Source organism: Deinococcus sp. HSC-46F16, assembly GCF_024171495.1.
In the GTDB taxonomy this organism is placed as follows: Bacteria; Deinococcota; Deinococci; order Deinococcales; family Deinococcaceae; genus Deinococcus.
The window spans coordinates 1,008,518-1,020,000 of the sequence record NZ_JALJZW010000001.1 but is presented as its reverse complement, the minus strand read 5'-3'; the positions used below and the strand labels follow the sequence as shown (position 1 = coordinate 1,020,000).

The 11,483-nt window shown below is 73.1% G+C and carries 12 protein-coding genes (1 of these 12 cut by a window edge); 5 read left to right on the top strand and 7 right to left on the bottom strand.

Features of this window, described 5'->3' with window-relative positions; translation table 11 throughout:
• A protein-coding gene (alr, locus tag L1280_RS05105; RefSeq protein ID WP_253581008.1) for an alanine racemase crosses the window boundary here: on the bottom strand, positions 1-331 show its start. It extends 728 nt beyond the left edge of the window; 331 of the gene's 1,059 nt are visible here — the first part of the coding sequence; its start codon is at positions 329-331; the stop codon falls past the left edge of the window.
• Positions 332-447: 116 nt separating this feature from the next.
• On the opposite strand from alr, the gene L1280_RS05100 reads away from it, so the two are divergent.
• The gene (locus tag L1280_RS05100) at positions 448-2,427 is read left to right on the top strand and encodes a hypothetical protein (RefSeq protein WP_253581007.1); all 1,980 of its coding nucleotides are present in this window, start codon (positions 448-450) and stop codon (positions 2,425-2,427) included.
• Between the two features lie 174 nt (positions 2,428-2,601).
• Entirely contained in the window at positions 2,602-3,057 is a 456-nt protein-coding gene (locus L1280_RS05095) for a hypothetical protein (RefSeq protein ID WP_253581006.1), read from the top strand.
• Between the two features lie 63 nt (positions 3,058-3,120).
• Here L1280_RS05095 and L1280_RS05090 read toward each other — a convergent pair whose 3' ends face one another.
• Together L1280_RS05090 and L1280_RS05085 are read right to left on the bottom strand one after the other, a co-directional pair.
• Positions 3,121-3,807: an ABC transporter ATP-binding protein gene (locus L1280_RS05090; RefSeq protein WP_253581005.1), complete on the bottom strand. Its 687-nt coding sequence runs from the start codon at positions 3,805-3,807 to the stop codon at positions 3,121-3,123.
• The gene (locus tag L1280_RS05085; protein ID WP_253581004.1) at positions 3,807-4,967 is read right to left on the bottom strand and encodes an ABC transporter permease; all 1,161 of its coding nucleotides are present in this window, start codon (positions 4,965-4,967) and stop codon (positions 3,807-3,809) included. Before L1280_RS05085 ends, L1280_RS05090 begins: the two co-directional genes overlap by 1 nt.
• A 464-nt stretch (positions 4,968-5,431) precedes the next feature.
• Here L1280_RS05085 and L1280_RS05080 point away from each other — a divergent pair, with 464 nt between their 5' ends.
• The 3 genes from L1280_RS05080 to L1280_RS05070 are packed head-to-tail and all read left to right on the top strand — an operon-like array spanning position 5,432 to position 7,428.
• Positions 5,432-6,691, top strand: coding sequence for a DUF4127 family protein (locus L1280_RS05080; protein WP_253581003.1), 1,260 nt, complete (start codon positions 5,432-5,434; stop codon positions 6,689-6,691).
• 6 nt (positions 6,692-6,697) lie between these two features.
• Positions 6,698-6,868: a hypothetical protein gene (locus L1280_RS05075; RefSeq protein ID WP_253581002.1), complete on the top strand. Its 171-nt coding sequence runs from the start codon at positions 6,698-6,700 to the stop codon at positions 6,866-6,868.
• A gap of 23 nt (positions 6,869-6,891) precedes the next feature.
• Complete coding sequence (locus tag L1280_RS05070) at positions 6,892-7,428, top strand: hypothetical protein (RefSeq protein WP_253581001.1); 537 nt, start codon at positions 6,892-6,894, stop codon at positions 7,426-7,428.
• Here L1280_RS05070 and L1280_RS05065 read toward each other — a convergent pair.
• From L1280_RS05065 to rapZ, 4 genes are all read right to left on the bottom strand, one after another.
• Positions 7,418-8,290 (bottom strand): EamA family transporter, encoded by an 873-nt coding sequence (locus tag L1280_RS05065; protein ID WP_253581000.1) that lies wholly within the window; start codon positions 8,288-8,290, stop codon positions 7,418-7,420. The genes L1280_RS05070 and L1280_RS05065 overlap by 11 nt on opposite strands.
• Positions 8,287-9,039: a glucodextranase DOMON-like domain-containing protein gene (locus L1280_RS05060; RefSeq protein ID WP_253580999.1), complete on the bottom strand. Its 753-nt coding sequence runs from the start codon at positions 9,037-9,039 to the stop codon at positions 8,287-8,289. Before L1280_RS05060 ends, L1280_RS05065 begins: the two co-directional genes overlap by 4 nt.
• A 260-nt stretch (positions 9,040-9,299) precedes the next feature.
• Positions 9,300-10,631, bottom strand: coding sequence for a uridine diphosphate-N-acetylglucosamine-binding protein YvcK (gene yvcK, locus L1280_RS05055; RefSeq protein ID WP_253580998.1), 1,332 nt, complete (start codon positions 10,629-10,631; stop codon positions 9,300-9,302).
• Positions 10,628-11,467, bottom strand: a complete 840-nt coding sequence (gene rapZ / locus L1280_RS05050; RefSeq protein WP_253580997.1) for an RNase adapter RapZ — start codon at positions 11,465-11,467, stop codon at positions 10,628-10,630. Before rapZ ends, yvcK begins: the two co-directional genes overlap by 4 nt.
• Positions 11,468-11,483: the final 16 nt, after the last annotated feature.

The following is an 11,483-nucleotide window of genomic DNA, read 5'->3' as shown; positions in this document are numbered from 1 at the left end:
GCAGGGCCTCGGCTTCGGCGAGGGAGGCGACGGGAAGGCGCACGCCGAGGTCCGCGAGGGGCCGGACCTCCTCCGGGGTGGGGGGGGTCAGTAGCAGGATGGGCTTGCCGGGGGCGAGGGCCGCGAGCGCGGCGGCCTCCTGCGGCACCGCCACCGCGAAGCCCCACACGTCGGGGTGCCGGGCGGCCACGGCCGCGACCTCGGCCAGGCCGTGCCCGTAGGCGTTCGCCTTGACGGGCAGCAGCAGCGGCACCCCCGCCCGCCGCGCGAGGGCCGTGAGGTTGCCCGCGAGGGCAGACTCGGACATCAGGGCCACGGCGCGGGACTGCATCGCCGCGCATGCTAGAGCATCGGTCTGCGGGGGTTTCGCGGGCGGGCGGGCGTGGGAGCGCAGGTCCGTCCCCGTTCCGGCTTTCCGCCCCGCCCCCGGCCCTTTATCCTGCCTTCATGCCCCGTCCCCCCACGGCCGCCCTCCTGCTGTCCGCCCTGCTCCTCGCCGTGCCCGCTGCCGCCCAGACCACCTCCACCCCAGCCTCCCCCACACCCGCCGCGCCGAGTGCGGCCGGGGGCATCCTCCCGCTGGTGTCGGTGGGCGAGCGCTGGCCGCAGGCACAAGAAACCTACGTGATCCGGGTCGCGCCGGGGGACGCGGGCAAACCGCTGGGGCTGGAAGCCTACAGCCCCGGCTTCAACCTCGCGGACTATGTGGACGGGCGCCGGGCGGCGGGCTATTTCGGAGACGAGCTGTACAAGAAAAATGAGCCGTTCGAGAGCACCTTTACCCTGACGGGACCGGGCGGCACGGTCGTGGAGCGGCGCTACGCGTCGGGGCGCGAGCACACCTGGGACAGCCTCTACGCGGGGGGGCTGCCCGCCGGGACCTACACGCTGCGGGTGAGCAGCCGGGGCGACGGCAAGAACTCGTTCGCGCTGCGGGTGGCCGAGCCGTTCAGCCTGGAGACGAGCGACTTTTCGGTCAACGCCCGCGACACCGAGCAGACGCCGCTGCTCGCCGCGCGGCTCACCGTGCCGCAAGCTTGGGTGGGGCAGACCCTCAGCCTGCTGAACTACGACGTGGACGGGGCGCAGGAGGCCGAAACCTGGGTGGTGCAGCCCGGCGGGGCGCGGGTGAACCTGACCACCAGCGCCAACGGGCAGGCCGCGACCGACCGCTTCCCGATCACGCCGGAACTGGTGGGCGAGTGGCAGGTGTATATCCGGGTTTTGCCGACCACCAAGCAGTATTCCAACGCGGTGCGCTACTCCTTCCGGCTGGGAGAGCAGGCCGTGACCGCCCGCGTGGGGGGCTTCGCGCCGCCGACCGGGGCGCGGCTGGAAAACCAGCTCCTGGTGGAAGTCGTGGACCCGCAGGGGCGGGCGATTCCGGGGGCGGGGTACACCCTGATCGGGGAGCGGGTGGTGCGGCCCAGCCTGCCGCCGGGCTACCTGCCGGTGGGGGGCAGCATCGTGCAGGGGACCGGGAACATCGTCTCGCCCACCGAGATCCGTTACCAGCCGGGCTTCACCAAGGTGCGCTTCGTGGCCCGCCCGCCGGAAGGCCAGCTCGCGGTGGAGGCGGTCGCGGTGTACGGGGACCAGCGCATTCCCCTCAGCGGCGTGGCCTTCGAGGTCGCGGGGCAGACGCTGACCGCCCCGGCCACCCTGCCCCTCGCTCCCGGCGAGTACCCGGTCAAGCCGGGCACCCTGGCGGGCAGCACGGTCACGGCGCCCCCTCCCGGCCGGGTCGCGGACGGCGGCACCGCGCGGGTGACCCTGGAATACGTGGTGCGGACCGAGTTGACGCTGGTCACCGCCCCCGACATCCTGAATGCCTGCGACGTGACCCAGCTCACCGCGACCCTCAAGACCGACTTTCCCCAGCGCCTGCCCGCCCGCGTGCGCCTGAACCTGCCGACCGGGTGGGCCAGCGACTACCCGCTGGAGGTGCCCGGCGAGGTGGGGGGCGGGCAGCCCCTGCGCCTCAAGGTCCCGGTGCGGGTGTGCCGCACCGACACGGCGGAGGCGGTCGCCGAGCCGCTGGACCTGCGGGCGACCGGGCAGGCCCGCGTCCGCAATCCCGGCGGGGCCAACGTGACGCGCACGGTGCAGGGCGGCGGCCGGGCCACCCTCACCAAAAGCGTGGACGTGGCGCCTCAGGGCTACGCCGTCACCCTGACCCTCACGGTGGACCGCACCCTGGAGAACGTGCGCCTGATCGACCCCCTGCCCGTGGCGGAGGGGGGCACCTCGGCGGTGCGGGGGCCGCTCACCGTGCAGGGACCCAGCCTCGCGGGGGTGAATGCCCGCGCCGAGGGCGACAGCATCGTCCTCGCGCGGGTGATTCCGGGAACCTACACGGTGGGCTACACCCTGCTCACCGACCAGCCCGCCGACGCGGTGGTGACGGCGCCGGACCTGGCCTGGTGACAGGGGATGTGCACTGGAACGGGGACGGCGGGCGCAGCTTGCCCTCGCTCCAGATCAGAAGCGGGGCTTCACGTCTCCCCCGGCTCACCTGACGTCGGCCGCTCGCCGACGGCGTCACGTGAGAGCGGGACGCGGGTCACCCCACCGGGACCCACCTTGCGTTAAGATGGACTCATGAAGCGTGCGTGGTTCCTCGCCCCGGTCCTGGCTGCCCTGACAGCCTGCGGCACGCTGGGCACGCCCCCGGCCCCCACCACGGGGGACCTGCTGGGGGCACCCACCTCGCTGCAATTGGGCAGCCAACGCCTGCAGGTGGAAGCCGCGCCGCAGCTCGGCGGGGACACGCTGCGGGTGCGCGTGCGGGTGCAGGGACAGCGCGGTGCCGAGGCCCTGCCGCCCCTCGCCGTGACGGGCGTGTACGTCGTGACCCGCGAGGGGGTGTGGTCCGCTCCCGCCGCACGGGCCAGCCGCCAGGGCTGCGGCGAGCGCCCCTGCCTCCAGACCAGCGGGAGCGGGGCGGCGGGCCGGTTGGCAGTGGGCGAGGGCGTGCAGGTCGTGGTCAGCCTGGAAGACCCGCGGGGCCGCGTGCTGTGGTTGCGGGATGCCCGCGTCACCATTCGGGACGAGTAACAGCGATCAACGCAGAGGGGCGAGGTGGAGTTCCCATCCTCGCCCTTTCGCTCCGCGCTTGCCCTACACCCCCACTCCGGCTCCCTCTGCCGTCACCACCCCGTCGCGGACCCGCAGGGTGTGGTCGGCCAACGCCGCCACGTCGCGGTCGTGGGTGATCAGGACGACGGTGCGGCCCTCGCGGGCGGGGGCGGTGAGCAGCTCCAGCACCCGCTCGCCCGTGCGCGTATCGAGGTTGCCGGTCGGCTCGTCGGCCAGCAGCACGTCGGGGTCGTTGGCCAGGGCACGGGCGAGGGCCACCCGCTGCGCCTCCCCGCCCGAGAGCTGCGACGGCAGGTGCGAGGCGCGGCCCGCCAGCCCCACCCGGTCGAGCAGCGCCCGCGCCCGGTCCCGCCGCTCGCGGGGGGGCACGCCCGCCAGCGTGAGCGGGAACTCGACGTTCTCCAGCGCCGTCAGGATGGACACGAGGTTGTGGTTCTGGAACACGAAGCCGTAGTGCGCCAGCCGGAAGTCGGCCCGGCCCGCCTCCGGCAGCGCGTGCAGGTCGGTGCCGTTCACGACCACCCGCCCGGTGGTCGGCGTGTCGAAGCCCGCCAGCAGGTTGAGCAGCGTGCTTTTGCCGCTGCCTGACGGCCCCACCACTGCTGTCAGCCCCGGCGCGAAGGTGTGGGTGAAGGGGGCGAGGGCGGTCACCTGTCCCTCGCCGCTGGGGTAAACCCGCGAGAGGTTCTCCACCTGCAGGGTGCCCATCAGACCCTCCCCAGCGCTTCGGTGATGTTCAGGCGGCTGGCGCTGCGGGCCGGAAGCAGCCCCGAGAGCAGCCCCAGCAGCAGGCTGATGGCCAGGGCCAGCAGCGTGAGCCGGGGCGTCAGGGCCGCCGCGTCAATCCCGGCGAGGTCCTGGGTGTAGAGGTTCACGCCCCAGATGCCCACCAGCCCCAGCAGCAGCCCCCCCACGCCGCCCGCCAGCGAGAGGAGCAGCGACTCGGCCATCACCAGCCCCCGCACGAAGCCCGGCCGGGCGCCGATGGCCCGCAGGGTGCCGAACTCGCGGGTGCGCTCGAAGACGCCCATCATCACCGTGTTCGCCACCGCCAGCCCGCCCACGATCAGGGCGATCAGGCTGATGCCGAACCGCACGGCGTCACTGATCCGCAGCGCCCGGTCCACAAAGGACACGAAGTCCGACTGCGTCTGCGCCTCCACGTCCAGCCGCTCGGCGATGGTGTCGGCCACCGCGCGGGACTGCCGGGGGTCTTCCAGCTTCAGGGCGACCGTGGACACGCGGCCTTCGGCCCCCTCCGCCGCCTGAAGCGTCTCGATCGGCAGGAAGATCAGCGAGTCCACCAGCCCCGACTCGGGCGCGAGCACCCCTATCACCTTCACCCGGCTGCGGCGGTTGAGGTTGAGGGTGCTGCCCAGCCCCAGGTTCAGGTTCTCGGCCGTCTTCGACCCGATGACCGCCACCGCGCCGCCCTCGTCGGCTCCCGTGAGCGCCCGGCCCTGGGCCACCCGCGCGTTGGGAAAGACGTTGGTCATGCCTCCGGCGGCAGGCACCCCGTACAGCACCGCGCTCTGGGTCACGTCGAGGCTGCCGCGCACCGTGACCACCACGGGCGTCACCGCCGTGATCCCCAGCTCGTCCGAGAGGCCGCGAATCTGCCCCACCACCTCCTCGGGCAGGTTGGGCGAGGGCGCAAAGCCCTGCGAAAACCCGCTGAGGCTGACCTGCACGTCGGGGCCGATGCCGCCCAACTCGGCGGTGAACACCTTGCGGATGCCTTCCCCCAGCGACAAGAACACCACCATGCTGGCGACCGCCACCGTGATGCCCAGTGCGGTCAGCAGGGTCCGCACCGGGCGGCGGGTCAGGCCGCGCCACGCGAGGGTCCATAAGTCTTTGCCGTTCATCGGCTGACAGGCTACGCCGCCGGGCCGGGAGAGAGGGCGGGAAGGGCTGCGATGTGTGGGCGGGGCATCTGGATGGCGGTTTTCCCCACCCCCACCCCCCAGAGGGGCAGGGGAGCGGCGCCGCGCCAGGCGAAGGTCGTCCCCCCATCTTCCGGCAGCGCTTGCTCCGCCCACGTTTTCCCTTCCATGCCAGCCTTCCGCCCAGGGGAAAGGCCTCGGCGCGTCCGCGCCGAACGGCTCGTCTGCCTGGAAAGTGGGCTTGCGGGGCGGGGACGTTGAGGGCGGCAGACACAGGGAAAAGACGGCTTAGGCGAGAGCAGGTGAGCGTCTGCCCCTTCCCCCCTGCGGGGGAGGTTGGAAGTGGGGAGGCACCCGCAGCTTGCCCTCACACCAGTCAAAGCCGACACGGCGACACGTTCCGCCCGCCCAACTCTCCCTCACCTCCAGCCCCTACGCTAACGCTCATGCCCCGCCCGCTGCTCCTTCTCGCCCTCCTGTTCGCTGGCCAGGCGGGTGCCCAGACCCTCCTCCCGCTGGACTCGCGCCCGGCGACCCGTGTGCTGCCCTCCCTGATCGCCGGACTGCGCGGCGGTGACGTGCGGGTGCCCCCCGCTGACCTGCTGGGCACGGCGGCGCGGGAAGCTGACCCGGCCACCCTGACCGCGTGGCTGGAGGCGCAGTCCAGCGGGACGCCGCTGGTGGTGGCGCTCGACGCCCTCGCCTACGGGGGCCTCGTGCAGTCGCGCACCAGTCCGTTGACGGCGGCCGAGACGCTGGCCCGCCTGGAGCCGCTGCGGACCTGGTCCGCGAGGACCGGGAGCCCGGTCTACGCTTTCATCACCCTGCCGCGCGAGCCGGACGCCACGGGCCGCGAGCGCAACCTCGCCGTGGTGCGGGAGGTGATGCGCTGGGCGGAGGAGGGAGCCTTCCGCGAACTGCACGTCACCTGGGACGATGCCCTGCCCGGCAGCCCCGCTCCGGCCGAGGGCGCAGCGCTGGCGCAGGAGGCCCCCGCCAACGTCCGCGTCTACCCCGGCGCCGACGAGGTGCTGAGCCTGCTGGTGGCCCGTGCCCTGGCCCCGGCGGGGCGAACCCTGCGGGTGGAGTACAGCGACCCGGCGAAGGCGCAGGAGGTCACCCGTTACGAGGGCATCCCGCTGACCCAGAGCGTGCTGGGCCGCGCCGGGGCGGGCGGCTTTCGGGTGCTTGAAGGCGGACGGGCCGACCTCACCCTCTACGTCTACAACGGCGGCGATCCCCGCCGGGCCGCCCTGCGGGTGAGTGCCCTCTTGCGTCAGGGGCCGGTCGCGGTGGCGGACGTGGCGCAGGTCAACCTGGGCAACGTGCGGCTGTGGCGTGACCTCGCCACCCTGCGGCAGCACGCCAACCTGCGCTCGCTGGCCGCCTGGGGGACGCCGGGCAACAACGTCGGGACGGCCCTGGCCCATGCCCGCCTCAGCCTGGAGGGGGCGGACCCTGTCCGGCAGGACGCGCTGCTGGCCCGCGAGTACGCCAACGACGTGATCTACAGCGCCGAGGTCCGGGCCGCCCTCCGCAAGGCCATCCCGGAAGCGGGGCTCAACACCCCCGCCGGGCAGGCGCGGCTGCTGGAGATTGCCCGCGAGTATTTCCCGCTGAGGGTCGGGCTGACCTACACCCTGGAGGACGCCGCGCTGCCCTGGGGCCGCTCCTTCGAGTGGGACTTCCGGTTGGAGGGGCGGTAGCCTGGGATGGTGCTGGTCCTCCCGGTCGCTGGAGTGATGGTCTTTCTGTTGATCGGAGGGCTGATTCTGCTGGGCGTCACCTCTCTCGTGCCGCGCCGCTCGTGGCCCTGGCTGCTGCCCATCGGCTGTCCCGTGCTCGCGCTGTGGCCGCTGGCGCTCGCGGCACTGACCCGGTGAGGCGCGGCGTTTGGCTCGGCGGGGTGGCCCTGCTGAGCGTGGGCTTCGTGGTCTGGGGCTTTGCCGGGTCGTCGTTTTCCACGGGCCTGGCTGTTGCGGGGGCGCTGGGAGCCGCGTTGCTGGGGCTGGCCGTCTTCGCCCGTGTGCGGTCGGGACCACCGGGAAGGGGTGTGGCGGCCATCGTGGGCACCCAGTTCCTCTCCCTTGTCCTGTGGACCCTCGGGGGGCTGCTGTGGGCGGGGCCGCCGCGTGAGCTGCCGCATTTTGCGTCGCTCTCTGGATTCAACCTGGAAGACGTTCAAGGTCGCTGGGCACGGGAGGACGGGCAGGTCTATGAGCTGCGGGGAACGTCCCTCTGCCCGATACGGCAGCCGGACCGACCCTACGCCGTGGCTCCCGCCGACCCCTGCCTCCGTCTGCTGCCTGAGCACCGAGGCTTTTCCCTGCTGCTGGACGACGTCGCTCTGCCCCTGCGAACCTCCCGGCGCTGGGGACGCGAAGTGATGGACGCGGGAATGTTTGGCTTGAAGTTTTCCCGCCCGACTGACCCTACGCCGTGACCGCCTCCGTTTTCTCCCGGCCCCCCACGCTCAGCAGCAGCGCGGCCCCGATCACCAGCGCCGCGCCCACCAGCGCGACCGCCGAGAGCCTCTCCCCGAACAGGGCCGCGGCGAGGCCCGCCGCCACGACGGGTTCCAGGCTGGCGATCACGCTGGCGCGGGTGGCGGGCAGGTGTTTCAACCCCGCACTGTAGGCGAGATAGGCGAAATAGGTGCTCAGCACCGCGATTCCCGCAAGGCTGGCCCACGCGGCGGGCGTCTTGGCGCTGAACTCCACGAAGGGCAGCAGCCCCAGCGCCCCCACGGGAAGGGCCACGGCATACAGGGCGGTGGGGGCGTAGCGCCCGAAGAACCCCTTGCCATACAGGTAATACAGGCTGTACGTCAGCCCCGAGAGCAGCCCCCACCCCAGCGCCGCCCCGGTCACGGTCACGCCCTGGCCCCCGCCCAGGCTGATCAGGGCGATGCCCCCCAGCGTGCCCGCGACGGCCAGCGCCTCCCGCCCGCCCAGCCGCTCGCGCAGCAGGCCCCAGCCCAGCAGCGCGACGAAGGCGGGCGCGGTGTACAGCAGCACCGAGGCGAGGCTGGCCCCGCCCGTCCGCACGGCGAGCTGGTAGGCCCCGTAGAACACACTGACCCCGGCCAGGCCGAACGCAGCGGTCACTCCCAGGTCGCGGCCACGCGGCAACGTGGCGCGGGTCAGCCCGGCGTGCAGGGCGAAAAGGCCGCCCCCCAGCGCGGCCCGCCAGAAGGCGACCTCCAGCGCCCCCACGCCCGCCCCCTGAGCGCCCTTGCCCAGAATCCCCAGCAGGCCCCACAGCACGGCGGCGGTCAGGATCAGCCCGGCGGGGGAGGGCTTCACGCCGGGGTCCGCCGCGAGCGCACGGTCGCCACGATCACGGCGAGCAGGCCCAGGCCGCCCAGCGCCGCCAGCGTCAGGGCGCGGGTGTCGCGGGCGCGGCCCACTGGGGCCAGGGTGCCCCGCGTGAAAGGAGCCACGTCGCCCGCCGGGGCCAGCACGTCCACCGGAACGGGAGCCCCCGCGCGGCCCGCTTGCAGCACGGCCGGGCCGGGCGCAGTGACCGGGCGCAGCACCCCGGCCGGGGTCAGGGGCGAGTACACGCTGGAGGTGACCCAGTAGGCGTACTGCCCCGGAGGAATCGCCGCGTCCACGATCAGCCGGTTGCCCTCCAGCCGCACGGTGGGGTCCTCCAGGGGCGTCGGCTCGTCCCCGGCTTCCGCCACCCGCGTGAGCCCGCTTCCGAAGCCGGTCACCCGCAGGTGGTAGGTCCAGCCCTGGCTTCCGGTGGTCATGCGCAGGTCGGCCAGTTCGCGCTCGCCGCCCACGCTCCCGCCCACGAAGATGTCGGTCACGTTGGCCGAAAAGCCGGAGGGTGCCTGCCAGGGATTCTCGATTCGCTCCAGCCCCACCGTGAAGCGCATCCCGTTCCCCACAGGCTCGGCCTGAAAGGAGCGGAGGTCGAAGACCGCCTCGGGCACGGCGGGGCGCCGGGGCAGCACGTAGCCGCCGTCCCCCCGCGCGTCCCCGGCTGGGTCGGGAACGGAAAGCAGCGTCCCCGTGAGCAGGGTGGCCGTCAGCAGCGTGAGCACGGGCGCCAGCATAGCTCAGGGCTCAGGACCGGCCCGCCGCCCGGAGGCCGCGTGCAGAGGGAGAACCGTGTGCGCTGCTGACCCTCTCCCCACGCCATCTAATCCACGGAGGCAAAGAGATGGGTCTTCGGGTTCCTCCTCCTGGCGGGGACTGGGACAGCTCGCACCGCGAGAGGCTGGGTGGGGGGTGGACGGCAACGCCGTCCCCATCCGCGAGAAACGCGCAAGACGGCCGCCCATGAACCCCTTTCCTGGCCTCCCTACAGCGTCATCCGCTTCGGCGTCAGGGCCACCAGCGCCTCCGCCAGCGCGTCGGGGTCGTGCCGGGCCTGCTCGCCGGGGTGCAGCAGGGGCGCGGGCCGCAGCCGCCCGCGCAGGTCGCCCCCCACCGCGCCGGGGTCCAGCACCTCGGCCCCCTCCCCGGCGTAGCGGGCACGGACGGGGGGCGGAATCGGCGTGCTGTTCACCAGCACCCAGTCGGGCGTGCGGCGCAGGTGGCGGGTGACCGCGCCCACGTGCTCCGCCAGCCCCAGGCCGGTCGTCTCGCCGGGTTCGGTCATCAGGCTGGCGACATACACGACGGGCGATCCCGACTCGCGGATCGCCCGCGCCACGTCCGGCACCAGCAGTGCGGGCAGGATGGAGGTAAAGAGGCTGCCCGGCCCCAGCACGATCAGCTCGGCCTCGCGAATCGCCTCCAGCACGGCGGGCAGCGCGGGGAGGTCTGGAGGATCGAGGCGCACCGCCTCCACCCGCGCCTCGCCCACCTGCGCGGCCAGCCCGCTCTCGCCGCGCACCTCGCGCCCGTCCGAGAGCCGCGCCACCAGCGTGCTGGGCGTGGTCGTGGCCGGAAAGACCTGCCCGCGCACCCGCAGCACCTCGTGCACGTCGCGCATGGCGTCCTGGAGGCCTCCCTGTTCCTCGGAAAGCGTGGCGAGCAGCAGGTTCCCGAAGGTGTGCCCCGCCAGCCCCTCGCCCCGGTCGAAGCGGTGCAGCAGCAGCCTGGAAAGCACCGGGCTGTCCGAGAGCGCCGCGTAGCAGTCGGTCAGGTCGCCCGGCGCGATCATGTCCAGCGACTCGCGCAGCCGCCCGCTGGACCCCCCGTCGTCCGAGACGGTCACGACCGCCGTGATGTTGCTGGTGTGCGCCTTGAGGCCGCTGAGCAGATTGGACAGCCCCGTGCCGCCCCCCACCGCCACGATGCGCGGGCCACGGGCGAGCGTGCGCGTGGAATAGATCACGTCCAGCGCCTGATCTGGAGCCGTGCCCGTCGAGCGCAGCATGGAGCGGTTGAGCATCAGGATGCTCAGCAGCGCCCCGACCAGCGCCAGCGCCATCACCCCCATGCCGCCCACGTAGAGGGGCATCACCTCCGGCGAGGTCAGCGCGTTGAGCCACAGAATCCAGCGCGTCGCCACGAAATGCAGCGGCCCGGTCCAGGTGAAGTGCAGGAAGCCCACCGCCCCGATCAGCGTGCAGGCCACGAACAGCGCCAACCAGCGTTTGACCCCCAGCCCCGGCGCGAGCCACATCCGGGCGCGGCGGGCACGGCCCGGCCTGGGGCGCCGTTCTTGCCGGGGGGTGGGTGTCATGCCTCCCCACCCACCCGCATGTCGCGGTGGTCGGCGACCTGTGCCCCCAGGTCCGCGAGGTCCTGCGCCAGCCGCGCCGCCACCGCCACCGAGCGGTGCTGCCCCCCGGTGCAGCCGATCGCCACCGTGTACCCATGCCGCCGCGCCGCCCGCGCCCGCTCGGCACTCGCCCGCACGAAGTCGCGCACTTCCTCGTAAAAGCGCTCGGACTCGGCGTCCTGAAAGACGTACCCGGCCACGTCCGCCTCCAGCCCGGTGCGGGGCCGCAGTTCGGGGACATAGTGCGGGTTGGGCAGTGAGCGCACGTCCACGACCAGGTCGGCGTCACGCGGGGGCGTGTGCTTGAAGCCGAAGCTCAGCAGCCGCAGGTCGAAGTCCTGTTCCAGACGGCAGGCCCGCAGCACCCGCTCCGCAAGCTGCGCCGGGGTGAGGTTGGTCGTGTCGATCACGGTGTCTGCAATGGCCCGCAGCGGCGCGAGCAGGTCGCGCTCGCGCTGGAAGTCCAGCATCAGGTTCTCGCCCAGCGGATGTTCCCGGCGCGAGAGGTTGTAACGCCGCAGCAAGACCTCGGAGGTCGCCTCCAGAAACAGCACCCGCAGGTCCTCACGCCGCCGCGAGAGCCGCACGTAGCTGTCTTCCAGCGCACTCAGGAAGTCGCGGGTCCGCGCGTCGGTGCTCACCGCCACCCGCTCCAGCCCCCGCGCGGTGGCGAGGTCGTGCATCGCCCCCCACAGCTCGGGCGGGAGGTTGTCGGTGACGTAGAAGCCCGCGTCCTCCAGCGTCCGCAGCGCCGTGCTTTTGCCACTTCCCGACAGGCCGGAGACGATCACGAACATGCGGGCAGTCTAGGGC